A 26,796-nucleotide genomic window follows, 5' to 3' on the forward strand; every position below is an offset into this window, starting at 1 on the left:
GACCTGCTCCCACAGGTCACCGGGGCCCGCGCACGCCTCGGCCCGAGGATCCGGCTCAGACGCCCAGCCGGCGCAGGGCCTCCTCGTGCAGCAGGCCGTTGGAGGCGACGGCGTCGGCGCCGCCGGGGCCGGGGACGCCGTCCAGACCGGTGAAGCGGCCGCCGGCCTCCTCGACGATGATGCAGTTGGCCGCCATGTCCCACAGCGACAGCTCGGGCTCGGCGGCGATGTCGACGGCGCCCTCGGCGACCATCATGTAGGACCAGAAGTCGCCGTAGGCGCGGGTGCGCCAGCAGGCGCGGGTGAGGTCCAGGAACGGGTCGAGGCGCCCGCGCTCCTCCCAGCCGGTGAGCGAGGAGTAGGAGAAGGACGCGTCCTCGATCCGGGAGACGCCGGAGACGTGCAGCCGGGAGGCCTTGGCCAGGCTGCGGCCGCCGAACGCCCCGAGGCCCTTGGCCGCCCACCAGCGGCGCTGGAGCGCGGGGGCGGAGACCATGCCGACCACCGGGCGCTCGACGCCGTCCGGGCCGTCCTCCAGCAGGGCGATCAGGGTGGCCCAGACCGGGACGCCGCGGATGTAGTTCTTGGTGCCGTCGATCGGGTCGATCACCCAGCGGCGCGGGCCCGAGCCCTGGAGGCCGAACTCCTCGCCGAGGACGGCGTCGCGCGGGCGGGCGCGCTGGAGCACGCTCCGCACCAGCTCCTCGGCGGCCTTGTCGGCGTCGCTCACCGGGGTGAGGTCGGGCTTGGTCTCGACCTTCAGGTCGAGGGCGCGGAAGCGCTCCAGGGTGACCGAGTCGGCCGAGTCGGCGAGGACATGGGCGAGTCGGAGGTCGTCGTGGTAATCGGCCATGCCCGAAACCCTAGCCGCTCAGTGGGCCGTGCCGCTGAGCTGGAGGCCGATGACGCCGGCGATCACCAGCGAGATCGAGACCAGCTTGAGGACCGAACTGGTCTCGTCCAGGAAGACCATGCCGTAGATCGCGGTGCCCGCCGCGCCGATGCCCGTCCACACCGCGTAGGCGGGGCCGACCGGCAGGGTCTTCAGCGAGAGGGTGAGCAGGCCGAAGCTGCCGAGGGCGAACACGCAGAAGCTGATGGTGGGCCAGAGCCTGGTGAAACCCTCGCTGAGCTTGAGGTTGATCGCGAAGCCGGTCTCCAGCAGGCCGGCCAGGACCACCAGGGCCCATGCCATCGCGTGCCCTCCCTGTCGATCGGGGGTCGGACCGGGTACGGTCCGACCTTCCTATGATCGCCAGGTGAGCCCGCTCCGACACCTCGAACGGGCCACCGGCGCCGAACCCGGGGACGGGCCCGGCGCCGCCGGGCTCAGTCGAGCTCGCCCTCCTTGCTGGCCAGCAGCCGGCGCAGCGAGTAGAGCCGGGCGGCCTCGGCGTGGCCCTCGGCGACCCAGGCGTCCAGCGCGCAGTCCGGCTCGTCGTGGCTGCACGCGCGCGGGCAGTCGACGGTGCCGGGCTCCAGGTCGGGGAAGGCGAGGATGACCCGGGACGGGTCGATGTGCGAGAGGCCGAAGGAGCGGAAGCCGGGCGTGTCGATCACCCAGCCGGGGTTCAGCGCCTTCTTCGAGCCCGGCTTGGCGCCGGGCGGCGGGGGCAGCCGCAGCGCCAGGGCGGAGACGGTGGTGTGCCGGCCGCGGCCGGTCACCGCGTTGACGCGCCCGGTCTGCCGCTGGCGGTCCGGGACGAGCGCGTTGACCAGGGTGGTCTTGCCGACGCCCGAATGGCCGATGAACACCGTGGACAGCCCGCGCAGGTGCTCGCGGACGGCCTCGGCGCCGGTGGTCTCCAGCTCGTCGCGGCGGGTGACCACGTACGTGATGCCCAGCGGGGCGTACGAGTCCAGCAGCGTCGAGGCCGGCGCGAGGTCGGACTTGGTGAGCACCAGCAGCGGCTCCATGCCCGCGTCGTAGGCCGCCACCAGGCAGCGGTCGATCAGCCGGGGGCGCGGCTCCGGGTCGGCCAGGGCGGTGACGATCGCCAGCTGCTGGGCGTTGGCGACCACGATCCGCTCGTACGGGTCGTCGTCGTCCGCCGTGCGCCGCAGCACCGAGCCGCGCTCCTCGACCCGGACGATCCGGGCCAGGGTGTCGGCGTCCCCGGAGAGGTCCCCGACCAGGTTGACCATGTCGCCGACGACGACGCCCTTGCGGCCCAGCTCGCGGGCCTTCATGGCGACGACCTCGCGCTCCTGCTTCGTCCCCGGGTCGACCAGGCAGGTGACCCGGCCGCGGTCGACGGTCAGCACCATCGCCTCGGCGGCGTCCTCGTGCTTGGGCCGGATCCGGGTCCGCGGCCGGGACCCCCGGCGGGCGGGGCGGTTGCGGATGTCGTCCTCGTCGGCGTCCTTGCCGTAGCGGCGCATGTGCTCAGTCTCCGCTCAGACGCCCGCCGTCGCTTCCGCCGCTTCGCCGAGCAGTTCGGCCCACATCCCCGGGAAGTCGGGCAGGGTCTTGGCGGTGGTGGCCACGTTCTCGACCTCCACGCCGGGGACGGCGAGGCCGAGGACGGCGGCGGCGGTGGCGAGGCGGTGGTCCTCGTAGGTGTGGAAGACGCCCCCGTGCAGCGGGCGCGGGCGGATCCGCAGACCGTCCTCGGTCTCCGTGACGTCGCCGCCCAGGTCGTTGATCTCCTTGGCGAGCGCGGCGAGCCGGTCCGTCTCGTGCAGGCGCAGGTGCGCGATGCCGTACAGGTGGGACTCGGAGTCGGCGAGCGCGGCGACGGCGGCGATCACCGGGGTGAGCTCGCCGACGTCGTGCAGGTCGGCCTCGATGCCGTGGATCCGGCCGGTGCCGGTGAACTGCAGGCCCTCGTCGGTGAACTCGCAGGCACCACCCATCCGGGTGTAGATCTCGCGCAGCTGGTCACCGGGCTGGGAGGTGTGCTTGGGCCAGTCCCGCACGGTGACCCGGCCACCGGTGACCAGCGCGGCGCCGAAGAACGGCGCGGCGTTGGAGAGGTCCGGCTCGACCACCAGGTCGCGGCCGATCACGGCGCCCGGGGTGACCCGCCAGACGTCCTTCTCGCCGCCGTCCTCGGGGGCGTCGACCTGGGCGCCGGCCAGCCGCAGCATCTCCACGGTCATCCGGATGTGCGGCAGCGACGGGACCGGGCCGCCGACGTGGCGGACCTCGATGCCGTGGTTGTACCGGGCGCCGGAGAGCAGCAGGGCGGAGACGAACTGGGACGAGGAGGAGGCGTCCAGCTCGACCGGGCCGCCGTCCAGCGAGCCGGTGCCGTGCACCGTCAGCGGGAAGGCGCCGCGGCCGCCGTCCTCGATCCGGGCGCCGAGCGCGCGCAGGGCGTTGATCACGCCGTGCTGGGGGCGCTCGTAGCAGCGCGGGTCGCCGTCGAAGTGCACCGGGCCGTCGGCCAGGACGGCCAGCGGGGGCAGGAAGCGCATCACGGTGCCGGCGTTGCCGACGTCGACCGAGGCGGGGCCGAGCAGCGCGGGGGCGGGGATGACCCGCCAGGCCTCGCCGCCGCCGGTGCCGCCGGAGTCGTTGTTGACCTTCTCCTCGATGGTGACCCCGAGGGCGCGCAGGCCGTCGGCCATCAGCTGGGAGTCGCGGCTGCGCAGCGGGCGCCGCACCCAGCCCGGCCCGTCGGCGAGGGCCGCCAGCACCAGGGCCCGGTTGGTGACCGACTTGGAGCCGGGGATGGTGACGGTGGCGTCGACGGGGCTGGTCGCGACGGGGGCGGGCCACAGGGTCTCGGTCATGGGGCAAGTCTAGGGGCCGTACGGGAACGTTCTCGGCGCGCGGCCGGGCGGCGGGAGGCCCGGTGGGCTCACTGCAGGGGCTGGAGCAGCCAGGCGGCGCCGAGGGCGAGGCAGGCGAGGGCGACGAGCAGGAAGACGGTGACCCAGGCGAGGGCGGGGACGTGGGTGAGCCGGGCGAGCTGGTCGGCGTCGGAGTCGCGGGCCCAGCCGATCCGCCGCTGGTGCTGGAGCTCCAGGACGGGGCGGACGGCGCCGAGGAGCAGGAACCAGCAGCCGAGGTAGGCGAAGCCGGCCTGGACCTCGGCGCTGCCGAACCAGGAGACCAGGAAGAAGGCGCCGCCGGCGACCAGCACGGTGAGGAAGCCGAAGGCGTTGCGGATGCGCAGGAGCAGGGCGAGCAGCAGCACGATCGCCAGCCAGAGCAGCAGGGTGATCCGGTCGGCGGCGAGCAGGGCGGCGCAGCCGAGGCCGAGCAGGGCGGGGGCGGTGTAGCCGGCGGCGGCGGTGAGGACCATGCCGGGGCCGGTGGGGCGGCCGTAGGAGAGGGTGAGTCCGGAGGTGTCCGAGTGCAGCCGGATGCCGGCCAGTTTGCGGCCGGTGACCAGGGCGATCAGGCCGTGGCCGCCCTCGTGGGCGATGGTCACGGCGTTGCGGGCGACGTGCCAGAGCGGGCGGGCCAGGACGGTGAGCAGGGCGGCGGCGCCGGTGGCCAGGACCAGCCAGCCGGGCGGGGCGGCCTGGGTGCCGGTCACCTGGTTCCACAGGTCGCCGAGGGTCTGGTCGTTCGCGTTCATCGGGGTCTCTCCGCCTCCGTCCGTCGTACCGGGCCGCCGTGTGGGCCGTTCGGGGCAGCCTCCCATGCGGGGACGGGCGGGAGGCAGGGGGTGGTTCTGGTCCGTGGATGAACAGGTCCTGAGGAGCGGCGGCATGGCAAGCTGGCCCGCATGTGCGGTCGGTTCGCAGCGAGCAGCAAGCCCGAGGACGTCGTCGAGCTGTTCGGCGTCGAGCACTGGGACCCCGAGGAGACCCTGGACCCGAACTGGAACGTCGCGCCGACCAACAGCGCGTTCGTGGTGCTGGAGCGGCTGGGCCGGGAGCGGCCGCGGCCGGTGCGCCAGCTGCGGGTGCTGCGCTGGGGGCTGGTGCCGCAGTGGTCGAACTCCGCCGAGACGGCGGTGAAGATGATCAACGCCCGGTCGGACACGGTGCACGAGAAGCCCTCGTACCGGCAGGCCTTCGCCGCCCGCCGGTGCATCCTGCCGGTGGACGGCTACTACGAGTGGCAGACGGTCCCGGGGGAGCGCGGCAAGGCCCGCAAGAAGCCGTACTTCGTCTCCCGGGCGGACGGTGCCCCGCTGGCGCTGGCCGGGCTGTACGAGTTCTGGCGCAACCGGGCGGTGCCGCCGGGGCACCCGGAGGCCTGGCTGGTGACGTTCACGATCGTCACCACGGACGCCGAGGAGCTGCTGGCGCCGATCCACGAGCGGATGCCGCTGTTCCTGGACCGGGGGGACTGGGACGAGTGGCTGGACCCGCGGCTGACCGACCCGGACGGGCTGCGCCGGCTGCTGATACCCCCGCCGCCGGGCGCGCTGGTGGCCACCCCGGTGTCGCCGGCGGTCGGCAGCATCCGCAACAACGGCCCGGAGCTCAAGGAGCCGTGGGCCGAGCCCGAGTACGAGACCACCCTGTTCTGAACCGCCTGTTCCGACCTTTTGCGAACGTTCCGGGAGACGTCGAGATGAGCACCACCGAACCGGTCCGCACCGAAGCGGTCCCCACCGGGGCCGGGGAGGCCCGGATCACCTACCACCGGGCCGCGAAGCCGGTGGCCGTCCTGGCCCTCGGCCACGGCGCGGGCGGCGGGATCGAGGCCAGGGACCTGGTGGCGCTGGCCGCGAAGCTGCCGGCCCGGGGGATCACCGTGGCGCTGGTCGAGCAGCCCTGGCGGGTGGCGGGCCGGAGGCTGGGCCCGGCGCCGAAGACGCTGGACGTGGGCTGGCGGCCGGTGGCCGAGCGGCTGGCCGGGCAGGGGCTGCCGCTGGTGGTCGGCGGGCGCAGCGCGGGGGCGCGGGTGGCCTGCCGGACGGGCGCGGCGACCGGGGCGGTCGGGGTGGTGGCGCTGGCGTTCCCGTTGCACCCGCCGGGCCGGCCGGAGAAGAGCCGGGCGGAGGAGCTGCTGGGGTCCGGGCTGCCGACGCTGGTGGTGCAGAGCGCGGCGGACCCGTTCGGCGGGCCGGTGGAGTTCCCGGAGCTGCCGCAGGGGCACGAGCTGGTGGCGGTGCCGTACGGCAGCCACGGCTTCGAGGTGCCCAAGCGGGCGCCGGTGGGGCAGGACGAGGTGCTGGACCTGATCTGCTCGGCGGTGGGGGACTGGGTGCTGCGGCTGGTGTGAGGCCGTGGGGCGGTCCGGCTCCGGCTCCGGCTTCGGGGCCGTGAGCAGGGAGTTTCCATTCGCTCACTCGTGCGAGTGAATGGCGCCCGGGGACGGGAATGCGGGCGGGGCGCGTGTGGTTGTCGTCTCCGTCAGCAGGAGTCACCGGTGAGAGGCAGGGCAGATGGGTTCGATCGCGTGCCCCGAACGGCCTGAGGAGCGCGAGGCCACCGCGGCGTTCGCCCCCTCCTGGTCGGACTGGATCGACGCGGGCGAGAAGCCCGTCAGCCCGATATCCTCCATTTCTGGGCGGCCCGCCGTGGGCCGTGCCCGTCATGCCGAGGAGGTGGGTCCGGTCGTCGGGACCGAGCACGAGGCCGATCCGGGCCGTGGCCCGGGCGACGCCCTGCCCGCGGGCGAGGCGCTCACCGGTGAGGAGCTGGCCGAGGCGATCGGTGAGGACACCTACCGGGTGTCGGCGGAGGAGAGCGAGGAGGCCCGGCGGGAGCGCTTCGAGCGCGACGCCCTGGGCTACCTGGATCCGATGTACTCGGCGGCGCTGCGCATGACGCGCAACCCGGCCGACGCGGAGGACCTGCTCCAGGAGGCGTTCGCCAAGGCGTACGCGTCCTTCCACCAGTTCCGTGAGGGGACGAACCTCAAGGCCTGGCTGTACCGCATCCTCACCAACACGTTCATCAACTCGTACCGCAAGAAGCAGCGGGAGCCCCAGCGCACCGCGGCGGAGGAGATCGAGGACTGGCAGCTGGCCCGGGCCGAGTCGCACATGTCGACCGGTCTGCGCTCGGCCGAGACCCAGGCGCTCGACCACCTCCCCGACAGCGATGTGAAGGACGCGCTCCAGGCCATCCCGGAGGAATTCCGGATCGCCGTCTATCTCGCGGACGTAGAAGGCTTTGCGTACAAGGAGATCGCGGACATCATGGGTACTCCCATCGGTACGGTGATGTCCCGGCTGCACCGCGGCCGCCGTCAGCTGCGCGGCATGCTGGAGGATTACGCCCGTGAGCGCGGGCTCGTCCCGGCCGGCAGCGGGGCAGGGCAGGAAGCGAAGGGCTCGGGCTCATGAGCTGCGGCGATCCGCACGAAACCGAGTGTGGCGAGGTCCTCGACCACCTCTATGAATTCCTCGACAACGAGATGGCCGAGGGTGACTGCGCCAAGTTGCGGGTGCACTTCGAGGAGTGCTCACCCTGCCTGAAGCAGTACGGGCTGGAGCAGGCGATCAAGGCGTTGATCAAGCGTTCCTGCGGGTGCGACGACACCCCGACCGACCTGCGCAGCAAGGTGCTGGCCAGGATCGACTCGATCCGGGCCGGGCAGCGCTCGGGCGAGCAGGTGGTGGTCGCCGTGGAGACCACCGTCGAGCTGCACGTCGAGTCGGCCCGGCCGGCGCCCAGGCCGGGCGGGGCGGGCGAGGCGGAGACGGCCGGGCGCTCGGGCGCTCCGGTCGAGGCCGGCGCCCCCGCGGAGTGACGGCCCGTCGGGCGAACGCCCGTACGGCGGCCGACTCCTTGGTCGACCGCCGGGGGCGGTAGCCCCGCGGCCCGCCGGCGAGGGCGGGCCGGACGGTTCGGGCACGTCCGGGCGGGTGTCGGGCGGGTTCAGGGCAAGGGCAACAGCGGCCCCGGGAGTACACACTCCCGGGGCCGCTCCCGTTCTGCTCGCATGCGCCGTCACTCGTTCGAGTGAGCTGGCGGTGCGCCAACTGCGCCATTGCGCCATCATGCGTCCCCATGTCCGGAGGGCGGCCTATTCTCCTGACGGACACTCACCGTCGGTCCGCCCGACGCGCTGAGGCAACACGGGGTCCGTACGGCGGGGAGGTCGAGATCGCTACCGACTGTGGAGGCTCGACCCTGCCGCGAGGGGCGGCGCACTACCTGGTGGTGGTGCCGGTGGCGGCGCTGTGCTGCCTGGTGCCGCTGCTGCCCGCCGCGGCCGCCCCCGGGGGGCCGCACTGGCTCGGCGCGCCGGTGGACTGGCCCAAGGTCGCGCTGCTGGCCTTCCTGCACGGCTGCTGGGAGTCCCTGGCCCAGGGCCTGCCCACGCCCTGCCTGGTGCTGGTGCGCCGGCTGCTGCGCCGGCCGGCGCTGCCCGAGCGGACGCCCGCCCGGCCCGGGGTGAACACCTTCTTCCCGGTGCTGTTCGCCGGGGTGCTGATGCTCCCGCCGGCCGCCGCCGCCCTGGTGGCCGCCCCGGCCGCGCTGCTCGGCGGACCGAGCGGGCGCGGCTGCCGCCCGCGCCAGCTGTTCAACGGCTCCCAGCTCGCGCTGTGCGCCTTCGCCTCCTCCGTCGCCTTCCACCTGCTGCACGGCCCGCAGCTGCTGCTCGGCTCCCGCTTCCCGGCCGCACTGCTGCCCGGATTCGCCGCCGTCGCGGTGTTCTGCCTGGTCAACGGGGTGGTGGTGGGCGTCATGCTGATGCTCAGCGAGGGCCGCCGGCCCGGGGTGCTGCTGAGCGGGGCGCACGCGTCCTGCGGGCTGCCGGTGCTGGTGCACGCGGCCGGCGGGCTGATGGTCGCGGTGCTCTGGCAGGGCCCGTACGGCGCGTTCGCGGCGCTGCTCGCGCTGCTGCCGCTGTCCATCTCGGCCTGGGTGTTCGCCCAGGGCCAGCGCGAGCGGGACGCCCACCAGGCCACCGTGCAGTCGCTGGTGCAGGCCGTGGAGATCAAGGACTCCTACACCCGGGGCCACAGCGAACGGGTCGGCCGGGCCTCGGTGCTGATCGCCACTCAGCTCGGCATGGAGGCCGAGCGGCTGCGCACCCTGCGCTTCGCGGGCATCCTGCACGACGTCGGCAAGCTCGGCGTGGCCACCGAGCTGCTGCGCAGAAACGGTCCCCTGACCGAGGCCGAGCGCCGGGCGGTGGAGATCCACCCGGTGTACGGGTACGAGCTGGTGCGCGGGATCGACTTCCTCGGCGAGGCGCATGCCGGGATCCTGCACCACCACGAGCGGCTGGACGGCCGGGGCTACCCGAGCGGGCTGGCCGGCGAGCGGATCCCCGAGTTCGCCCGGATCATCTCGGTCGCCGACGCCTTCGACTCGATGACCTCCACCCGCTCCTACCGGCGCGGCCGCCCGGTCGGCGAGGCGGTCGCGGAGCTGGAGCGCTGCTCGGGCAGCCAGTTCGACCCGGTGATGGTGCGGGCGCTGATCGACGCGCTGGCCGGGTACGACTGGCAGCCGGTGGTGCACTCCGAGGACTCCATCGAGGCGGTGCCGGACATCCCGCTCGGGGTGCCCGAGCCGGTCCGGGCCGCCCCGGGCCAGGTCGCCCCGGGCCGGGTGCCGCCCCAGGGCGGCGGGAGCGTCCCCGCGGCCGGGCAGCCGTGAGGGCCCCCGGGCGGGCGGCTGCCGGGCGGGCGGCCTCCGGTGGCGCGGCTTCCGGTGGTGCCGGTGCCGCCGCCGGGCGGGAGCTGTTCGGGCCCGGGGTGTCCGGGCCCCGGGCACTGCGGCGCGTGGTCCTCGGCCGCGCGCCCTGCGGGCGCACCGCGCGCGCGGTGCACGCGGCGGCCGCCGCGCTGCTGGCGCTCGCGCTGGGCGCCGTCGCGGTGCGCGGGGTCGCGGAGCCCCGGGTCGCGCTGGCGTTCACCGTGCTGATCGCGCTCGGCGAATGCGTCCGCATCACCCTTCCGGGGGATCGGGAGCAGGCGCCGATCGGCGCGGCCGGTGCGCTGGCGTACGCCCTGCTCGGGCCGCTGCGCGGGGTGCCGACCGCGCACGGGACGCTCCAGGTGGTCGCGGTGACCGGGGCCGGCCTGCTGCTGGGCCGGCTGGCCGGCCTCGTCCTGCCGGACCGGGCCCTGCCGGACGGCCCCGGGCGCCCGCACCGCCGTCCGCCCTGGGCCGACCCGGCCCGCCGCGACGGCGCCGCCCGCCGGGTGCTCGCCGTCGGCTTCGCGGGCGCCGTCTTCCAGCCGCTCTACAACGGCGGCATGGTCGATCGCTTCTCGCCCGAGGGCCCGGCGTACGGGGTGTTCCTGACCGCCGTCGCCGCGCTGGCCGCGCTCTGCGACGCGACCCTGGCGGCGCTGCTGCGCCGCTCCGGCGGCGGGCTGCGGTTCCCGGCGGCGCTGGAGGACGAGCTGCGCTCGCTGTTCGGCATCGGCTCGGCGATCGTCGCCACCGGGATGCTGGTCAGCCTCGCGGCCGGCGAGGTCGGGCTGTGGGCGCTGCCGCTGTTCTGCACCCCGCTGCTGCTCGCCCAGGTGTCCTTCCGGCGCGCCGCCGCCGTGCGGGCCACCACCGGGCAGACCATCGCCAGCCTCGCCCGGGCCACCGAGGTGGCCGGGTACACCCCGCACGGGCACGCGCGCCGGGTCGCGGACACGGCGTGCGCGCTGGGCCGCGAGCTGGGTCTGGGCACCCGCGAGCTCGCCCTGCTGGAGTACGCCGCGCTGATGCACGACGTCGGCCAGCTGTCCCTGGTCGAACCGGTGCCGGACGGCGCCACCGCGCTGCTGCCCGAGGCCGAGCAGCAGCGGATCGCCCGCCTCGGCAGCGAGGTGATCAGCCGCACCGGGGTGCCCCGGCAGGTCGCCGAGCAGGTCGCCCGGCTGGCCGACCCGTGCACCGGGCCCGCCTCGGGCGACGGCCCGGTGCCGCTCGCCTCCCGGATCATCCGGGTCGCCAACGCCCACGACGACCTGCTCACGGCGGCCCGCGGCCGGGGCGTCGGCGAGGCCGTCGGGCGGCTGGAGGCGCTGGAGGCCCTGCGGCTGGGCCGGGGCCGGGTCTACGACGCCCGCGTGGTGGACGCCCTGGCCAGGGTGGGCGGCTAGCGCCCGTCCTCGAACTCGCGTCTGCGGGGCGACGCCGGGGCACGCACCTCGCCGCGTTGTCGTCGGTCGCCAATGCTCCGCAGTGGCTCCCTCCTCCGCCTTGCGATGCACGCACCCCAACGCCGCCCCGCCCGCCCTCCGGGCGGACGACGGGAGTTTGAAGACAGGCCCTAGCGCCCGTCCTCGAACTCGGGTCCGCGGGGCCCGTACGGCCGGGCGGAGCAGGGTCCGCGGGCCCGTACGGCCCGGGCCGTCGGCCGCCGCCGCGGGGCCCGGGATGCGGGTTCCGGCCGTCAGGGGTTGAGCGGGCGGCATCGGACAGGCAGGCTGGGGAGGGGCGGGCCCCAACCTCGGCGGTGGGGAGCGCGGGCGGGGGCGGGCGTGGTTGGATGCGGTCGTAGCGTGGAACACCGACCCGGGGCACCGGGCCCGGGCGCCCTCCGAGGCGGTACGGGCACGGTGGCACGGGACTTGAGCGGACGACGACGGCAGGGACGAACGTGAGGATCTTCCACCGGGCACGGCACCGGCCGTCCGCCACCTGGCGGCAGACGACCGACCGGGCCTTCACGCTGATCGGCGACGGCCGCTACGAGGACGCCGGCGCCCTGCTGGTGATGGCCGCCGACCTGGAGCCGTGGCTCTCCGACTCCTGGTTCAACCTCGCCCTGCTGCACAAGTTCCGCCGGGACTGGGAGCAGGCCCGCTCGGCCGGCCTGCGCGCCGTCGCCCTGCTGGACCGCGAGCACGGCGCCCCGGACTGGTGGAACCTCGGCATCACCGCCACCGCCCTCCAGGACTGGCCGCTGGCCCGCCGCGCCTGGCAGGCGTACGGGCTGAAGCTGTCCGGCGGCCCCGGAGCGCAGCCGGACGGCCCGGTCAGCCTGGACCTCGGCACCACCCCGGTGCGGCTGTCCCCGGACGGCGAGTCCGAGGTGGTCTGGGGCCGCCGGCTGGACCCGGCCCGGATCGAGGTGCTGTCCATCCCGCTGCCCTCCTCCGGCCGCCGCTGGGGCGAGGTGGTGCTGCACGACGGCGCCCCGCACGGCGAGCGGGTCACCGACGGCGTCGCCTACCCGGTGTTCGACGAGATCGAGCTGTGGGCGCCCTCCCCGGTGCCGACGTACGTGGTGCTGCTGCAGGCCGCCACCGCCGGGGACCGGGACGCGCTGGAGCGGCTGGTCGCCGACGCCGGCTACGCGGCCGAGGACTGGACCTCCTCGGTGCGGCTGCTGTGCCGCGCCTGCTCGGAGAGCCGGATGGCCTCCGACGACGGGGTCGCCGCCCACCACGACCCGCACGACGACGGTGACGCCGCCCACCCCGGCCACCTCAGCCACCTCAGCCAGGGCGGCGCGGCCGGGATGTCCTGGCTGGTCGAGCGCGAGTGCGGGATCGCCGCCCCGGCCCACCTGGTGCGCACCCTGCTGGACCGCTGGGTCGCGTCCGCCCCGGGAAGCCGGGCGTACCGGGACCTCGAAGAAGTGTGCTGAGTACCCTGGTGAGGTAACGCGTACACCGACGGAAGCGGAAGACATGGCGGAGCAGGCCGAGCAGCACGAGCACGAGCACGACGTGGAGGGGACGGCGGCCGAGGCGCCCGTGAAGGTGATCGGTGAGGAGCCCGACCTCAGCAAGGGCACCGCCCGCCCGATCACCGTCGTCGGCAACCCGGTGCTGCACCGCGAGGTCAAGGACGTCACCGTCTTCGACGGTGAGCTGTCCGCGCTGATCGACGACATGTTCCAGTCGATGTACGCCGCCGAGGGTGTCGGCCTCGCCGCCAACCAGATCGGCGTCGACCTCAAGGTCTTCGTCTACGACTGCCCGGACGACGAGGGCGTGCGCCACATCGGCCACGTGATCAACCCCGTGCTGGAGGAGTACCCGGCCGACCGCCGCCGCGTCCTGGACGACGGCAACGAGGGCTGCCTCTCCGTCCCGACCGCCTACGCCGAGCTGGCCCGCCCGGACTACGCCGCGGTCACCGGCGTCGACAAGGACGGTCAGCCGATCCGCGTCGAGGGCACCGGCTTCTTCTCGCGCTGCCTCCAGCACGAGACCGACCACCTCTACGGCACCCTCTACATCGACAAGCTGTCGAAGCGGGACCGCAAGGACGCCCTGAAGCAGATGGCCGAGGGCACCCCGAAGTACGCGACCGTGGCGAACGACTGACGGTCCGTCGCACGCGAGGGCCGGGACACCGCTGGTGTCCCGGCCCTCGGCGTTCCGTGGGGCGGTCCGGTGCGGGGGAGCGGCTCAGGACTCGCCGTGCTGGCCGCGGGAGAAGATGGTCGGGCTGCCGGGGAGCTCCGGGTTCGCGCCGAGGTGGTCGGCCAGGTCGCGCACCCCCTCGGCGAGCGAGACCGCCGGCCGGTAGCCGAGGCCCTGGAGCTTGGAGATGTCGCCGACCAGCCGGTAGGTGTCGTCCTCGATCTCCGGGATCACGCTGACCTCGGGGGTGACGCCGGTGGCCTCGCCGATCGTGTTGACGAGGTCGCGCATCGAGACCTCCGTACCGGAGCCGATGTTGAACACCTCGCCCAGCTCGGCCCGGTCGGCGATCGTCAGCAGCCCCTGGACCAGGTCGGTGACGTGGACGAAGTCGCGGGTCTTCCGGTCGATGTCGCCCACGATCTGGATGGGCTGGTGGTTGAGGTGCCAGCGCAGGAACCGGCCGACCTCGACCATCGCCTCGTGCGGGTTCTCGCCCGGCCCGTAGACGCAGAACGGGCGGCCGACCACCACCGGCAGACCGCAGGCGCGGTGGAGCGCCAGGCAGGTGATCTCGCCGCTGAGCTTCGACGCGCCGTACGGGACGAAGGGGCGGGTCGGATGGTCCTCGTCCATGGGGAATTTCCGCGGAGTTCCGTAGACGGACGCGGACGAGACGTAGACGACCCGGCGGACGGACGCCTTGAGGAGGGCCTCGGCGAAGATCAGGGTGCCGAGTGCGTTGATCTCGAAGTCGAGGCGCGGCTGCGTCACCGACAGCGTGCCGTTCGCGTTCGCGGCGACGTGGAAGACCAGGTCGGCGTCGTCCACGGCCTCGGCGACGGCGTCGACCTCGCGGATGTCCAGCAGGTGCAGGGTGGTCCCGGACGGCGCCGAGATGCTCGTCGCGGTGCGGGCGTTGTCGATGATCGCCACCTCTTTCCCGAGAAAGAGAAGGGCGCTGGTCAGGTGCCTTCCGACGAAACCCAATCCGCCCGACACCAATACCTTGTCGTATTCTTCGAGCATATTATCGATATATCAAGCCTCGAACATATTCGCGATCCGGGAATTCGGAATCGCGTCCGTCCGGGTGAAAATCAGGCGGACAGGTGTTGCCCCGGTTCGCGCTGTTACGGCGCGTGGCGCTCCGGTTCGTGGTGCTCCGGCTCCGCGTCGAAGGCGCGGAAGAGCGAGAGATCGGGGGTGCGGCCGCGGATCGCGGTCCAGGCCTCGTCGAAGTCGCGCCGGACCCCGGCCGGCGGCCACGGGGCGGGCCGCAGCTCCGGGGGGAGGAGCGGGTCGAGCTCCAGGGCGTGGGTGAAGGCCTCGGCCAGGCGCAGCGCGGTGGCGACGAGTTCGACGGAGTCGCGGTCGGGGCCGAGGGGTTCCTCGGCCAGCGCCTCGGCGAGGGGCCGGTAGGCCTCGACCGTCCCGGCCGCGGGCCAGAGCTGCTCGGCGGTGGCGGCGGGGTCGGTGAAGCCCCGGCCGGTCAGGCGGGTGGCCTCCGCCGTGACCAGGTAGGCGTCGACGGTCGCCGCCGAGGCCTCGGCGGCGAGTTCGTCGAGCAGGTCGTGCGGGCTGACGTAGGCGCCGGGCGCGAGCGGGGCGGCGCCGAGCCGGGTCAGCGCGGTGCGCAGGGCGTCGCGTTCCGCCCGGTGCCGCTCGGGGACGGAGAAGGTGTAGAGGCGCCAGAGCCCGTCCCAGGGGGCGCGCCCGGCGTCCTGGGCGTAGGCGAGCGCGACGAACCGGACGTCCAGGTCCGAGCGGAGCCGGCCCGCGTCGGTCAGGACGAGCCGGCCCTTGCGGCCCCGCCCCTCCTGCCGCAGGACGCCCGCCGCCTCCAGCCGCCGTACGGCCAGCCGTACCGGCTGGTCCGCCAGGCCGGCCGCCGCGGCGACGTCGTAGACGTAGTCGAGCGGGGCGGTGCCCTGCGGGTCGAAGCAGGCCTCGACGACCGTGCGCGGCGCGGGTCGGTACGGCGCGGCGTTGTCTGCGGACACGGGAGACCTCGGTTCTCGATCATGGGGCCCGGGGCTGGGGCCGTCCGGTCAATGTGCCACATCCGGCACGCGGGGCCTCAGGCGCCTTCCCAGGGGTAGCCGTGGCGGCGGAAGGCCGAGGCGATGGCCGCCTTCCCGCCCTCGACGTCGTCGTCGAAGAGGACCCGGCCGACCGGTGACTCGATCCGCACCTTGCCGCCGTGGCGGAAGACGCCGCCGACCTGGTCCCGGGTGATCACCCGGCTGTCGTCGCCCTCGACGACGGTGATGCTCTCGTCCGAGATGCGCAGCGTGGCGGCGTGGTAGGTGACGAACATCCCGACCACGAGCCCGACGGCGGCGAGCGCCACCGGTCGGCCGATCACCATGGCCGGGGAGGTGAACGAGCCCAGGAAGCGCACGGTGTCCGCGTAGGGGATCGGGTGCCGGGCGGCGAACTGGAGGAGCCACGGGACGGCGAAGCCGAGGCCGGCGCCGACCGCGCCGCAGAAGGCCCAGATGACCACCTTGGTGTCGAGGGGCATCCGGAGCTCGGTCACGGCGGACTGGGCGCCGGTATCTTTCGTCACATGGACGACCGTAGCAGATTCGATAGTTTCAGGGCGTGGTCGGAGGCGCTCCGGGACGGGGCGGCGGCCCCGGTGTCACGTTTCCGACGGCTCCCCGGTCCATCTGTCGGGCGCGGTGGCCGCAGTCCGCGCCGCCGCCGACCGAGAGAGGGGACATGACCATGGAGACCCTGACCGTCCGACGCGTCATCGCCGCACCGATCGAGGACGTGTTCGACTGGTGCGCCACCACCACCAACTACACCCGCTCCCCGCTCATCCTCCGGGCCCGCCTGGCCCGGCCGGGCGCCGGTGCGCCGTACGGCGTGGGGGCGGTGCGGGTGCACACCTGGGCGATCGGCTGGTTCCGCGAGCGGGTCACCGCGTACAACCGGCCGTACGGCTTCGACTACACGGTCGAGCGCAGCCTGCCGCCGTCCCGGCACGAACTCGGCCGGATGACCTTCACCGAGGTCCCCGGCGGGACGGAGGTCGCGTGGACGACCACCTTCCAGGTCCGCCTGCCCTTCGGCGCGGCCCTCACCCGGGCCCTGGCCAAGCCCCTCATCGCCCACACCTTCGGCCGCATCCTCGCCGCCGCCGACGCCGACCTCACCGCCGGCCGCCGACGGGCCGGGAACGGCGACGCCGGGTGACGGCGGCGGGCGTGGTCGTGGTGGGAGTGCCTCCCCGCCCGGCGTGAACGCCGGGCGGGGACGGGGGAGTTCAGGGCTGCGGGGCGGTGGTGGTGATGGTGATCAGGTGGGAGGTCCAGTCGGTCATCTCGCCGACGTAGAGGGTGACGCTCCAGCTGTCGTTGCGGGAGAGGCAGGTGGCGATGCCCTGGCCGCCGCCCGGCCCGATGCAGATCCGGATGAAGTCCCGGTGGGCCTCCCGGACGGGGAGCTTGCGGACGCGCTCCCAGAGGACGGGAAGGGCGTGGTCGAGGCTGGGGAAGTCGGTGGGGAGCATGACGCCGGCGATCCCGGCCCGGACGGCGCTCACGCGGCGTCCGCCTCGGGGGAGACGTGGCACCAGACGAACTTCCCGACGCCACCCTTGCGCGGGCAGCAGCCCCACTGGGTGGCCAGCTGCTGGACGAGGGACAGGCCCCGGCCGGTCTCGGCGGAGGTGGAGGCGGGGCGGAGGGAGGGCTTCTCGCTGTCGGCGTCGTGCACCTCGATGCGGAGGGTGTCGTCCGGGAGGAGTCGGAAGCGGACGAAGATCATCCGGTCGCGCGGGGCGCGGCAGTGCCGGACGGCGTTGGTGACCAGCTCGCTGACCAGCAACTCCCCGGTAAAGACGAGGAGTTCGCCGGAGGGGTGGGGGAGGAGGAAGTCGTGGAGCTCCCAGCGGGCGGCGCGGGGGGCCTTGCGGTGCCGGGGCAACCAGCAGGTTCGCTCGGCGGGGATGGGGGAGGGGGAGAGGTCTTCAGGCATGGCGGGGCCACCTCTGGAGTGTGCAGGTGAGAGCGACTGAAGAAGGCATGGGGATGCCCGGGTGACTAGCCCGCCATGATCACAATGTGTCGACATGCGAGCTACGGTGAGTAGCATGCTCCTGGGGACTTCCAAAGGCAAGTCCCCACTTTGGAAGTGATCAAAGATTGTTGTCGGTGCCTGACGGGGGCAGACTGACAGCTCACAGAAGTGGGGAGGTCGCGGCGGTGCCCGTGAACAAGAACCCGACGGTTCGGCAGCGGCGGCTGGCTCGAACACTCAAAGAGCTGCGAACCGGGGCTGATCTGACGATTGCCCAGTCGGCTCGGCAACTTGCGTGTGCCGAGAGCAAGATCAGCCGAATTGAGGCCGCTCAGTCAGGCGTTCGGTTGGTGGATCTCCGGCTGCTGCTTGATCTGTACGGGGTGGCGGACCCAGCGGCCCGAAGTCGGTTGGAGGCGCTGTCACGCGAAGGCCGTCTGCGAGGATGGTGGGATCGGTACTCGGACACGCTGTCGCCGCTCTATGCCGACTTCATCGCACTGGAATCCGATGCGTCGGACATGTACAGCATCCAGACGTTCCTGGTGCCGGGGCTGCTGCAAACAGAGGACTACACACGTGCGGTGGTCCGCGCGCAGATAGAGGACGCTGGTGCGGAGCAGGTCGAGCGCCTCACGAAGGTCCGCCAGGAGCGGCGCGCAGTGCTGATGAGGGAAGCGCCGCTTCGTATGTGGGTCGTTCTGTCGGAATCCGTGCTGAAGCACCGGATCGGCGGCCGCGCGGTCATGCAGGAGCAGCTCGACTTCCTGGTTGCCAGCGCCGAACAGCCGAACATCAACATCCAGGTCCTGCCGGAGGAATCGGATGTCCATGCGGCGCTCTTCGGCCCCGTCGCCATCTTGAGCTTCCCTGAAGCGACCGAAACGGACGTGGTGTACGTCGACAGCCTGCTCAGCACGCTCTACATCGAGGAGCCGGAGGAAGTGTTCAAGTACACCAACCTGTTCCGCCGTGCCCTGGCGGAGTCGCTGCCACGTACCGAATCGGTCGCACTCATCGAGCGTGCAAAGGACAAGATCTAGAAATGGTGAGTACGTTCCCGCCGGTTGCTGCTGTTGCCGGCCTTGAATGGCGTAAGTCGTCGTACTCGGGTGCGCAGAGCGACTGCGTCGAAGTGGCTGTGGGCCTGCCCGGCGCGGTACCGGTTCGTGACTCGAAGGACTCGGGCGGGCCGGCGCTGCTCTTCCCGGCAGATGCCTGGTCGTCCTTCCTCGCTGGGGTCAAGGCCGGGGAGTTTTCGACCAACTGACATGACAGAGGTGCCCCGCACGGCCACGGCCGTGCGGGGCACCTCTGTCATTCGTTCTGTTCTTCCTAGAAGTCGTCGTCGAAGGCGACGGAGCCCTCGACGGCGACCTGGTACGCCGAGACGCGGCGCTCGAAGAAGTTGGTCAGCTCCTGGACGTTCTGGAGCTCCATGAAGCCGAACGGGTTCGTCGACCCGTAGCGGATCGGCAGGCCCAGGCGGGCCAGGCGCTGGTCCGCCACGGCCTGCAGGTACTCGCGCATCGAGGCGGTGTTCATGCCGGGCAGGCCGTCACCGCACAGGTCCTGGGCGAACTGGAGCTCGGCCTCGACGGCCTCCTCCAGCATCTCCGTGACCTGCTTGGCCATCTCGTCGTCGAAGAGGTCGGGCTCCTCCTCGCGGACGGTGTCGACCACCGACATCGCGAAGTCCATGTGCATGGACTCGTCGCGGAACACCCAGTTGGTGCCGGTCGCGAGACCGTGCAGCAGGCCGCGCGAACGGAACCAGTACACGTAGGCGAAGGCGCCGTAGAAGAACAGGCCCTCCACACAAGCCGCGAAGCAGATCAGGTTCAGGAGGAACGCGCGGCGGTCCTCCTTGGTCTGCAGCGAGTCGATGTGGTCGACCGCGTTCATGTACTTGAAGCAGAACTGCGCCTTCTGGCGGATGGAGGGGATGTTCTCCACCGCGGCGAAGGCCGCGTTGCGGTCCTCCGGGTCGGGCAGGTAGGTGTCCAGCAGCGTCAGGTAGAACTGGACGTGCACGGCCTCTTCGAACAGCTGCCGCGAGAGGTACAGGCGCGCCTCGGGCGAGTTGATGTGCTTGTAGAGGCTCAGCACCACGTTGTTGGAGACGATCGAGTCGCCCGTCGCGAAGAACGCGACCAGCCGGCCGATGAGGTGGCGCTCGCCCTCGCTGAGCTTCGCCAGGTCGGCGACGTCGGAGTGCAGGTCCACCTCCTCGACGGTCCAGGTGTTCTTGATCGCGTCCCGGTACCGGTCGTAGAACGACGGGTAGCGCATCGGGCGCAGGGTCAGCTCGAAGCCGGGGTCGAGCAGCATCTTGCGGTCTTCGGGGGTGGTCACTGGCAGGCCTCGCAGGACTCGGGGTTCTCCAGGGAGCAGGCGATGGCGGCTTCCTGCTCCGGGGTGAGGGAGGGGGTGTTCACGGGCACCGGCGCCGGCGCGGCGGCACGGGCGGTGCCGGACGCGGCCTGGGCGATGCGGGTGGCCGGGCGCGAACGCAGGTAGTAGGTGGTCTTCAGACCCACCTTCCACGCGTAGGCGTACATCGAGCTGAGCTTGCCGATGGTCGGCGCCGCCATGAACAGGTTCAGGGACTGGCTCTGGTCCAGGTACGGCATGCGGGCCGCGGCCAGGTCGATCAGCGCGCGCTGCGGCAGCTCCCAGGCCGTCCGGTACAGCGAACGGACCCCGGCGGGCAGCCAGTTCAGGTCCTGGACGGAGCCGTTGGCGTCGCGCAGGGCGTCGCGGGTCTGCTGGTCCCAGACGCCGAGCTCCTTGAGCTCGCGCACCAGGTACGGGTTGACCTGGAGGAACTCGCCGGACAGCGTCTCGCGCTTGAACAGGTTGGACACCTGCGGCTCGATGCACTCGTACACGCCGGCGATGGACGCGATGGTCGCGGTCGGCGCGATGGCCAGCAGCAGCGAGTTGCGCAGGCCGGTCTCGGCGATCCGGGCGCGCAGCGCCGTCCAGCGGTCGGCCCACTGCGGGGCGGCCGTCGGGAAGTGGTCGATGTGCAGCTCGCCGCGGGCGGCGCGGGTCTCGCCGTACGCCTCGTGGCGGCCGAGCTGCTCGGCCAGGTCGGCGGAGCGCTCGTACGCGGTGAGCATGATGCGCTCGGCGATCAGCGTGGACAGGCGGGCGGCCTCGGCGGAGTCGAAGTCGATCCGCAGCTTGAAGAAGACGTCCTGGAGGCCCATCACGCCGAGGCCGACCGGCCGCCAGCGGGAGTTGGAGGTGCCGGCCTCGGTGGTCGGGTAGAAGTTGATGTCCACCACGCGGTCGAGGAACGTCACGGCCGTGCGGACGGTGGCGTCGAGGCGCTCCCAGTCCATGGCGCCGAGCAGGTCGTCGACGGTGGCACCGGGGGCCACGTGGGCGCCGAGGTTGACCGAGCCGAGGTTGCAGACGGCGGTCTCGGAGTCGTCCGTGACCTCCAGGATCTCCGTGCACAGGTTGGAGGAGTGCACGGTGCGGCCCGGCAGGGCGGTCTGGTTGGCGGCGCGGTTGGAGGCGTCCTTGAAGGTCATCCAGCCGTTGCCGGTCTGCGCCAGGGTGCGCATCATGCGGGCGTACAGGGTCTGCGCCGGGATGGTGCGGACGGCCTTGCCGGCCAGCTCGGCCTTGCGGTAGGCCTCGTCGAAGTCGGCGCCCCACAGGTCGACCAGCTCCGGCACGTCGGCCGGGGAGAACAGCGACCAGTCCTGGTTGGCGTTGACCCGGCGCATGAACTCGTCCGGGATCCAGTGCGCCAGGTTGAGGTTGTGGGTGCGGCGGGCCTCTTCGCCGGTGTTGTCGCGGAGCTCCAGGAACTCCTCGATGTCGGCGTGCCAGGTCTCCAGGTAGACGCAGGCCGCGCCCTTGCGGCGGCCGCCCTGGTTGACGGCGGCGACCGAGGAGTCGAGGGTGCGCAGGAACGGCACGATGCCGTTGGACTTGCCGTTGGTGCCGCGGATCAGGCTGCCGCGCGAGCGGATGCGCGAGTAGGACAGGCCGATGCCGCCGGCGTGCTTGGACAGGCGGGCGATCTGCGCGTAGCGGTTGTAGATCGAGTCCAGGTTGTCCAGCGGCGAGTCGAGCAGGTAGCAGCTCGACATCTGCGGGTGCCGGGTGCCGGAGTTGAAGAGCGTCGGCGAGGAGGTCAGGTACTCCAGGCGGCTCATCAGGCCGTACAGCTCGGCCACCTCGCGCACGGACTGCTCGCTGTCGCCGACCGCCAGGCCGCAGGCGACGCGGAGCAGGAAGTGCTGCGGGGTCTCGATCACCTTGCGGGTGATCGGGTGGCGCAGCAGGTAGCGGGACTGCACGGTGCGCAGGCCGAAGTACTCGAAGCGGTCGTCGCCGGCGGTGTCGATCAGCGCGTCCAGGGCGGCGGCGTGCTTGGCGACGAAGTCCGCGGTGGTGTCGCCGATCAGGCCCTCGGTGTGGCCGACGGCGATCGAGGCGGAGAAGGACACCGAGCCCTGGCTGTTCGCCTCGTCGACGATCTCCAGCGCGAGCAGGCGGGCGGCCAGCTTCGAGTACTGGGGGTCCTCGGCGATCATCGACGCGGCGGCGTCCACGGCCAGCCCGCGCAGCTCGGCGAAGTCCGAGCCGGCGTGGCGGCCGCGCAGCGCGGCGGCGGCGACATGGCCGGGGTCGACCTCGGTGAGGTCGGTGCTGCGGTCGGTGAGCAGCCGCAGCAGCGCGCCCCCGGGGTCGGAGACCGTCGGGTCGGTGAAGGCGGTACCGGAGCCCTGGGCGGGCAGGGTGGCTGAGGCAGCGGTGGTCAAGGCGCTCTCTCCTGGCGGCGATCGGCGGCGGTGCTCGGGGGGCCACCGGGCCGATCTGGGCAGGGGAGCACGGCGCGAACGCAAAAAGCGTCGCGCGAGGTGACTCCCCGGCCCGCCCGCGAGGCCCGGAGGGGTACTGCTGGTGCCGGCGCGGCCTCTGCGGGAGGGCCGTGGCGCACGCCGTCGGCAGGTACTCGGACTCGCGGGGTGCGGCTGCTGGAGCCGCCCGCTCACCGCTGCGGGGCAGTCCCGGATTCGCACCGGGTTCCCCTGCATCGACAGCAGAAGCGAGCATACATGTTGTGCCGCCGGACTGCGGCGGCACCATATGTTGTGCCTGTCGTGTCGCGGATGTGCGTGGGCCGGGCAGCCGGTCAGTGCTTCAGATAGACCTTGTACGTGCTCGAATCGCCGGTCGGCGAGGTGAATTGGGCGACCAGCCGGTAGTGTCCGGCGGCGCCCAGGGCCTCGCTCAGGGCCCGGTCGGTGGCCCTCGGCGCGGTGCTGTCGAGGACGACCATGGTGAACCAGCCGTCCCGGATCGCGGCGACGCTGCCGTCGTCGCCGTGGTGCTCGACCCCGGCCCCGTCGCGGTAGTCCGTGCCGGCGCGCGCGGAGACCCACTGCTCGGGCTTGGAGACGCCGCCGAGGTAGTACTCGGCGAGTCCGTCGACCTCGGTGAGGTAGCGGCCCTGGGGCTCCGTGTGGACCCGCAGGACGGCCAGCAGGCGGCCGGAGTCGGGCCCGTTCTGGTAGCGCAGCGCGGACTGCTCCAGGCCGAGGGCGAGCAGGGCGACCCAGACCAGGATGCCGAGCTGGGGGTGGCGGAAGTGGGCGCCGACCAGCCGGGTCAGGCCGACCCCGGCGAGCGGGGCGGCCAGCAGCATGCCGTAGCCGAGGTGGCGGAACAGCGCGCCGGAGGTGCCGGTCCACAGGTGGGCGGCGGGGACCAGCAGGGCGGTGGCGGTCAGGACGGCCCCGAGCAGGGCGCGCCGGCCCCGGGTGGTGGGGAGGGGCTCCTTCTCCGGCGCGTCGTGCTCGGGCATCTGTTCGCGGCGCGCGTAGGCGATGGTGCCGGCCACCGCGAGGACGGTGAACAGGCCGGCCCACTGGAGCGTGCCGAGCAGGACCGAGCCGGCCGAGCCGGGGGCGTTGCCGCGCGAGGGCGACCACCCGGCGACCCTGCCGAGGGTGCCGTACGGGAGCAGTAGGACGAGGGTGCCGAGGGCCGTCAGCAGTGAGCGCAGGGCGGCCGGGCCCACCCGGTGGTACGGCCGGGCGCAGGCGAAGGCGAGGGCCACCAGGGCGGGGACGGCGAAGGCCGCGGAGTAGGCCGTGGCGCAGGCCAGCGCCGTGGGCGGGGCGGCGAGCAGGGCCAGGGCCGGATGGCGGCCGGCGGTGAACACCGTGGTCCAGGCCGCGAGGGCGACCAGCAGGACGGCGAGGGACTCGGGCGCGGCGTAGAAGCCGACCACCACGGTGGACTGGAGGACGGCGTACCCGGCGATGGCGCAGATGGCGACCCGCTCGTTGAACAGCCGCCGGGTCAGCGAGTACAGCAGGACCGTGGTGAGCAGCGCGAAGCCGAGGCTGAGCAGCCGGGTGCCCCAGATGCCGTTGGCGTCGGCGGCGGCGCCGGCCAGCGGCGGGTAGAGCCAGGGCGAGCCGTGCACCCGGTCGACCAGGTCGGTGGTGACCGGGGTGCCGTGCAGCAGGTGGGCCAGCTGCTGGCGGCCGGCGACCATGGCGGCGGCCTCGTCGGGGTGCGCGGCGGCCAGCAGGCGCAGCGAGAGGGCGGCCTGGACGGTGAGGACGGCGCCCAGCAGGCCGCGGGCGATCCACCGGCGCCGGGGGCTGGTGCCCGGGTCCCAGCCGATCGCGGGGACCCGCGGGATGGTGTACGGGGCCAGCTCGACGCCGTCGGGGTTGTCGACCGCCACGGCGGGGCGGGGCCCGTCGGGGCTGTCCACCGCCACGGCGCCGGGCCCGTCCGGGTCCGGCTCGGCGGCCGGGTCGTGGGCGGAGCGGCCGTGCGGGACGGGGGAGAACTCGGACTCAGTGCTCATCAGGGGTTCCGGATGTCGAAGCCGTAACGGGGGTCGGACACGCGCTGCTTGAACGCGGCGAGGGTGTCCGGCACGGCCTCGACCCGCCAGTCCGCCCGCTTGACGATGTTGAACCAGACGAAGCCGACGATGTCGTCGTGCGCCTCCAGCCCGGAGAACAGCTGGTCGATGTCCGCGTGCTGGCGCTTGCCCTGCTCGGAGGCGGTCTCGCTGATGAAGAAGGGCTTCTGGGAGAAGCCGCGGATCTCGGCCATGGTCGGGCCGTAGAGCGCGTCGAAGGTCTTGGGCCCGGTCTTGGTGAAGTAGCCGGTCATGCCGGCCCAGTCGACGTAGGTGTCGCCGGGGTAGTACGGCTCCAGGCGGGTGTTGGGCGCGGGGTCGGTGATGTTGGGGCTCCAGACCCAGATCACGTTGGTGGCGCCGGCCTGGTCGAAGAGGTCGTGGACGTGGCGCCAGGCGGCCACGAAGTCCTCGGGGGTGGCGGCCTGACGGCCCCACGGGTACCAGTCGCCGTTCATCTCGTGGGCGATGCTGACGGCGATCGGCAGGTTGAACTTGGCCACGGCCTTGGCGACGCCGCGCACGTAGTCGTCGGTGTCGCCGGCCGCGATCGAGGCGAGCGAGCGGTCGTGCGGCTCCCAGGCCATGAAGGGCAGCGCCCCGGCGTCGTGGATCCGGCGGGCGCCCGCGGTGTCGAAGCCGCCCTTCCAGTGGGCGTAGAACTCCAGGACGTTGGGCTGCTTGCCGATCGCGTCGCGGTAGCCGGGCAGCGCGTCCATCGTGGCGGGGACGTCGGGCAGGGCGGCGCCGAGGTACTTGTGGCTCGGCCTGAGCAGCGGCGTGACGTCGTACGGGACGCCGGCCGGCAGGGCCTTGGGCGTGGCGGGCGCGGCCGGTGCGGTGCCCCCCGCGGCGGGGGCCGCGCCCGGAGTGCCGGGAGTCCCGGGGGCGCCGGGAGCCGGGGTGGCGGCCGGGGCGGCCTGGGCGAGGTCCTTCTGCATCGCGAAGCCGGGGTCCTCGGGGCCGCACGCGGTGGTGAGCAGCAGGCCGGCGGCGGCCAGCAGCGGGAGCGCCAGCCGGTGACGGACCCGGCCGGCCCGTCTCGGGTGGGCGGTCATGGCGATCACACTGCTTCCGTCGGGCGGGGCTGGACGAGGACCCGGCCCACGATGGTGGCGTAGAAGAGGCCGGAGGCGAGGACGAGGGCGAAGTTCAGCGGGCCCATGGTGAGCATCCGCCAGATGCTCAGCAGTACCCAGAGCAGGGCGGTTCCGCCGCCCCAGGCGATGACGCCGATCCAGAACCGCCGGGTCCTGTTCCGCTTGGCGCCGCTGGAGCCGGTCGGCTGCCAGGCCATCCGGTTGCGGCGCACGATGTCCCAGATGGCGAAGACGTGCGCCCAGCCGTACATCATGCGGGCGGCCCAGGCCTCCAGCCGGTAGGGGTTGCGGTGCCAGAGCGGGAAGATGACCGTCGCGTAGAGCAGGCCGGGCAGCACCAGCGCGGTGTTCTCCCAGCGGATCAGGTCGGGGCGGGCGAGCAGCAGGACGATCGGGATGAGCGGTGAGACGACGGTGAACAGCGCCGTGTGGATGTAGTAGAAGAAGCCGGACAGGTAGCAGGCCCGGGTGATCGGCCGCAGCTTGGTCTGCCAGAACTTCTTGCTGCCGAGCAGGCTCATCGAGCCGGTGCACCAGCGGTACTGCTGGTTGAAGAAGCCGCCGACGTTGTCCGGGCAGACGCCGGTGGCCAGCGCGACGGGTATGTACTGGAGGTCCCAGCCGAGGCGGCGCAGGTCGAACCCGGTGTGCACGTCCTCGGAGTGGCCGATCAGCGTGGTGCCGCCGTTCTCCTCCAGCGCCGCGCGCCGGTACACCGCGCAGCTGCCCACGCAGATGGCGCCGTCGCTGCGCTGCCGGGAGACCTGGACGGTCCGGTAGAACAGCTCCTGGACGGCGCCGGCGCCGCGCTCGATCCAGTTCTGCGAGTCCAGGATGCGGAAGAACTGCGGGGACTGGACGATGCCGAGGCGGGGGTCGGCCTCCATGTAGGGGAGCATCTCGTTCAGCAGGTCCGGCCGGGGCGCGAAGTCGGCGTCCAGGATGAGGATGTAGTCGCTGTCGGAGTTGCGGAAGCCGAACTGGAGGTTGCCGGCCTTCTTGAACCAGCCGAGCTTGTCGCGGGTGCCGTACACGAACCCGAAGTCGACGGCCATCTGCGCGAGTTGCGGGCTGTTGCTGTCGTCGAGGACGTACGGGGTGACGTCGCCCGGGTACTGGTCGCGGAGCCGGGCGACGTGTGTCCAGGTGTTGTGCAGGACCTCGATCGGCTCGCCGGCGACCGGGAGGAAGATGTCGACGGTCGGATGGTGCTCGGGCTGCCAGGACTTGACCAGGGCCCGGTGGGCGGAGAGGTCGAAGGTCTCGTTGAAGCCGTGCACCCAGCGGGATATGAGGTAGTAGACGATGGTGAAGGCGAGCGGCGGTATGAAGAAGAGGAACCACGGCGTCGCGCTCAGCAGCCCGATCTCGCTGGCCACCATGCAGGCGAAGCTGATGAGGGAGAAGCAGGTCAGCACCCACAGGTTGGTGCGGGCGTAGAGGTACTTCTCGGTGTTGTCCGGGGGTTGGGGGAGCAGGCCCCACCGGTTGCGGGCGGCCGGGCCGCGCCGGCTGCGGCGTCGTGAGACCGGCGGCTGACCGCTTCCCGCGAGTCGCGCGCTCTCGGTGACAGTCACGTGCTCTACTCCCCCGAAGCCGTACTGAGTCTGAACCG

The 26,796-nt window shown here is 72.8% G+C and carries 26 protein-coding genes and 1 riboswitch; of the genes, 11 read left to right on the forward strand and 15 right to left on the reverse strand.

Annotated features, from left to right (window positions below):
- Nucleotides 1-55: 55 nt before the first annotated feature.
- The 5 genes from hisN to AMK13_RS05725 all read right to left on the reverse strand — a co-directional run bounded on the left by hisN (nt 56) and on the right by AMK13_RS05725 (nt 4,532).
- Entirely contained in the window at nt 56-853 is a 798-nt protein-coding gene (gene hisN, locus AMK13_RS05705; RefSeq protein WP_049655055.1) for a histidinol-phosphatase, read from the reverse strand.
- Between the two features lie 18 nt (nt 854-871).
- Nucleotides 872-1,195, reverse strand: a complete 324-nt coding sequence (locus AMK13_RS05710; RefSeq protein WP_074001397.1) for a DMT family transporter — start codon at nt 1,193-1,195, stop codon at nt 872-874.
- Nucleotides 1,196-1,329: 134 nt separating this feature from the next.
- Nucleotides 1,330-2,382 (reverse strand): ribosome small subunit-dependent GTPase A, encoded by a 1,053-nt coding sequence (gene rsgA, locus AMK13_RS05715; RefSeq protein WP_049655059.1) that lies wholly within the window; start codon nt 2,380-2,382, stop codon nt 1,330-1,332.
- 15 nt (nt 2,383-2,397) lie between these two features.
- Nucleotides 2,398-3,738 carry a 3-phosphoshikimate 1-carboxyvinyltransferase gene (aroA, locus tag AMK13_RS05720; protein ID WP_049655060.1) on the reverse strand — a complete coding sequence of 447 codons (1,341 nt, stop codon included), beginning with the start codon at nt 3,736-3,738 and terminating at the stop codon, nt 2,398-2,400.
- 68 nt (nt 3,739-3,806) lie between these two features.
- On the reverse strand, nt 3,807-4,532 hold the full coding sequence (locus tag AMK13_RS05725; RefSeq protein WP_074001398.1) for a M50 family metallopeptidase: 726 nt from the start codon (nt 4,530-4,532) through the stop codon (nt 3,807-3,809).
- 150 nt (nt 4,533-4,682) lie between these two features.
- Here AMK13_RS05725 and AMK13_RS05730 point away from each other — a divergent pair, with 150 nt between their 5' ends.
- The 8 genes from AMK13_RS05730 to def all read left to right on the forward strand — a co-directional run bounded on the left by AMK13_RS05730 (nt 4,683) and on the right by def (nt 13,097).
- Nucleotides 4,683-5,435 (forward strand): SOS response-associated peptidase, encoded by a 753-nt coding sequence (locus tag AMK13_RS05730; RefSeq protein ID WP_074001399.1) that lies wholly within the window; start codon nt 4,683-4,685, stop codon nt 5,433-5,435.
- Nucleotides 5,436-5,479: 44 nt separating this feature from the next.
- On the forward strand, nt 5,480-6,133 hold the full coding sequence (locus AMK13_RS05735) for an alpha/beta hydrolase family protein (protein ID WP_074001400.1): 654 nt from the start codon (nt 5,480-5,482) through the stop codon (nt 6,131-6,133).
- 163 nt (nt 6,134-6,296) lie between these two features.
- Nucleotides 6,297-7,202 (forward strand): sigma-70 family RNA polymerase sigma factor, encoded by a 906-nt coding sequence (locus AMK13_RS05740; protein WP_074001401.1) that lies wholly within the window; start codon nt 6,297-6,299, stop codon nt 7,200-7,202.
- Entirely contained in the window at nt 7,199-7,609 is a 411-nt protein-coding gene (gene rsrA / locus AMK13_RS05745) for a mycothiol system anti-sigma-R factor (RefSeq protein ID WP_079271878.1), read from the forward strand. The genes AMK13_RS05740 and rsrA overlap by 4 nt, the downstream gene beginning before the upstream one ends.
- 410 nt (nt 7,610-8,019) lie before the next feature.
- A complete protein-coding gene (locus AMK13_RS05750) occupies nt 8,020-9,471 on the forward strand; it encodes an HD-GYP domain-containing protein (RefSeq protein WP_241852764.1) in 1,452 nt (483 codons plus the stop codon).
- 125 nt (nt 9,472-9,596) lie between these two features.
- Nucleotides 9,597-10,919 carry an HD-GYP domain-containing protein gene (locus AMK13_RS05755; protein WP_107418692.1) on the forward strand — a complete coding sequence of 441 codons (1,323 nt, stop codon included), beginning with the start codon at nt 9,597-9,599 and terminating at the stop codon, nt 10,917-10,919.
- A 500-nt stretch (nt 10,920-11,419) separates the two neighbouring features.
- Nucleotides 11,420-12,412, forward strand: coding sequence for a tetratricopeptide repeat protein (locus AMK13_RS05760; RefSeq protein ID WP_049652370.1), 993 nt, complete (start codon nt 11,420-11,422; stop codon nt 12,410-12,412).
- A gap of 109 nt (nt 12,413-12,521) precedes the next feature.
- A complete protein-coding gene (gene def, locus AMK13_RS05765; protein WP_369808303.1) occupies nt 12,522-13,097 on the forward strand; it encodes a peptide deformylase in 576 nt (191 codons plus the stop codon).
- Between the two features lie 84 nt (nt 13,098-13,181).
- Here the strand turns inward: def and AMK13_RS05770 are convergent, their stop codons facing one another.
- From AMK13_RS05770 to AMK13_RS05780, 3 genes are all read right to left on the reverse strand, one after another.
- Nucleotides 13,182-14,165, reverse strand: coding sequence for an NAD-dependent epimerase/dehydratase family protein (locus tag AMK13_RS05770; protein WP_049652368.1), 984 nt, complete (start codon nt 14,163-14,165; stop codon nt 13,182-13,184).
- 104 nt (nt 14,166-14,269) lie between these two features.
- Nucleotides 14,270-15,139, reverse strand: coding sequence for a hypothetical protein (locus AMK13_RS05775; RefSeq protein ID WP_074001402.1), 870 nt, complete (start codon nt 15,137-15,139; stop codon nt 14,270-14,272).
- Nucleotides 15,140-15,216: 77 nt separating this feature from the next.
- Nucleotides 15,217-15,708, reverse strand: coding sequence for a YqeB family protein (locus tag AMK13_RS05780; RefSeq protein WP_143204491.1), 492 nt, complete (start codon nt 15,706-15,708; stop codon nt 15,217-15,219).
- Between the two features lie 161 nt (nt 15,709-15,869).
- Here AMK13_RS05780 and AMK13_RS05785 point away from each other — a divergent pair, with 161 nt between their 5' ends.
- The gene (locus AMK13_RS05785) at nt 15,870-16,343 is read left to right on the forward strand and encodes an SRPBCC family protein (RefSeq protein WP_074001567.1); all 474 of its coding nucleotides are present in this window, start codon (nt 15,870-15,872) and stop codon (nt 16,341-16,343) included.
- 70 nt (nt 16,344-16,413) lie between these two features.
- On the opposite strand, the gene AMK13_RS05790 is transcribed toward AMK13_RS05785, so the two are convergent.
- Nucleotides 16,414-16,692 carry a hypothetical protein gene (locus AMK13_RS05790; RefSeq protein WP_074001404.1) on the reverse strand — a complete coding sequence of 93 codons (279 nt, stop codon included), beginning with the start codon at nt 16,690-16,692 and terminating at the stop codon, nt 16,414-16,416.
- Complete coding sequence (locus AMK13_RS05795) at nt 16,689-17,126, reverse strand: ATP-binding protein (protein WP_074001405.1); 438 nt, start codon at nt 17,124-17,126, stop codon at nt 16,689-16,691. The genes AMK13_RS05790 and AMK13_RS05795 overlap by 4 nt, the downstream gene beginning before the upstream one ends.
- Nucleotides 17,127-17,353: 227 nt before the next feature.
- On the opposite strand from AMK13_RS05795, the gene AMK13_RS05800 reads away from it, so the two are divergent.
- Both AMK13_RS05800 and AMK13_RS05805 read left to right on the forward strand, forming a co-directional pair.
- Nucleotides 17,354-18,211, forward strand: coding sequence for a helix-turn-helix domain-containing protein (locus tag AMK13_RS05800; protein ID WP_074001406.1), 858 nt, complete (start codon nt 17,354-17,356; stop codon nt 18,209-18,211).
- Nucleotides 18,212-18,213: 2 nt separating this feature from the next.
- Complete coding sequence (locus tag AMK13_RS05805; protein ID WP_074001407.1) at nt 18,214-18,438, forward strand: DUF397 domain-containing protein; 225 nt, start codon at nt 18,214-18,216, stop codon at nt 18,436-18,438.
- A 65-nt stretch (nt 18,439-18,503) separates the two neighbouring features.
- Here the strand turns inward: AMK13_RS05805 and AMK13_RS05810 are convergent, their stop codons facing one another.
- From AMK13_RS05810 to AMK13_RS05830, 5 genes are all read right to left on the reverse strand, one after another.
- Nucleotides 18,504-19,499 (reverse strand): ribonucleotide-diphosphate reductase subunit beta, encoded by a 996-nt coding sequence (locus AMK13_RS05810; protein ID WP_074001568.1) that lies wholly within the window; start codon nt 19,497-19,499, stop codon nt 18,504-18,506.
- A 20-nt stretch (nt 19,500-19,519) separates the two neighbouring features.
- On the reverse strand, nt 19,520-21,931 hold the full coding sequence (locus AMK13_RS05815; RefSeq protein ID WP_049652373.1) for a ribonucleoside-diphosphate reductase subunit alpha: 2,412 nt from the start codon (nt 21,929-21,931) through the stop codon (nt 19,520-19,522).
- A 192-nt stretch (nt 21,932-22,123) separates the two neighbouring features.
- Nucleotides 22,124-22,280, reverse strand: a riboswitch (cobalamin riboswitch).
- A 49-nt stretch (nt 22,281-22,329) separates the two neighbouring features.
- Nucleotides 22,330-24,021, reverse strand: coding sequence for a glycosyltransferase family 39 protein (locus AMK13_RS05820; RefSeq protein WP_079271881.1), 1,692 nt, complete (start codon nt 24,019-24,021; stop codon nt 22,330-22,332).
- The gene (locus AMK13_RS05825; RefSeq protein ID WP_143204492.1) at nt 24,021-25,139 is read right to left on the reverse strand and encodes a glycoside hydrolase family 26 protein; all 1,119 of its coding nucleotides are present in this window, start codon (nt 25,137-25,139) and stop codon (nt 24,021-24,023) included. The genes AMK13_RS05820 and AMK13_RS05825 overlap by 1 nt, the downstream gene beginning before the upstream one ends.
- Before the next feature lie 5 nt (nt 25,140-25,144).
- Complete coding sequence (locus tag AMK13_RS05830; RefSeq protein WP_107086463.1) at nt 25,145-26,563, reverse strand: glycosyltransferase family 2 protein; 1,419 nt, start codon at nt 26,561-26,563, stop codon at nt 25,145-25,147.
- Between the last annotated feature and the right edge of the window lie 233 nt (nt 26,564-26,796).

The organism is Streptomyces sp. CB02056, assembly GCF_001905545.1.
In the GTDB taxonomy this organism is placed as follows: domain Bacteria; phylum Actinomycetota; class Actinomycetes; order Streptomycetales; family Streptomycetaceae; genus Kitasatospora.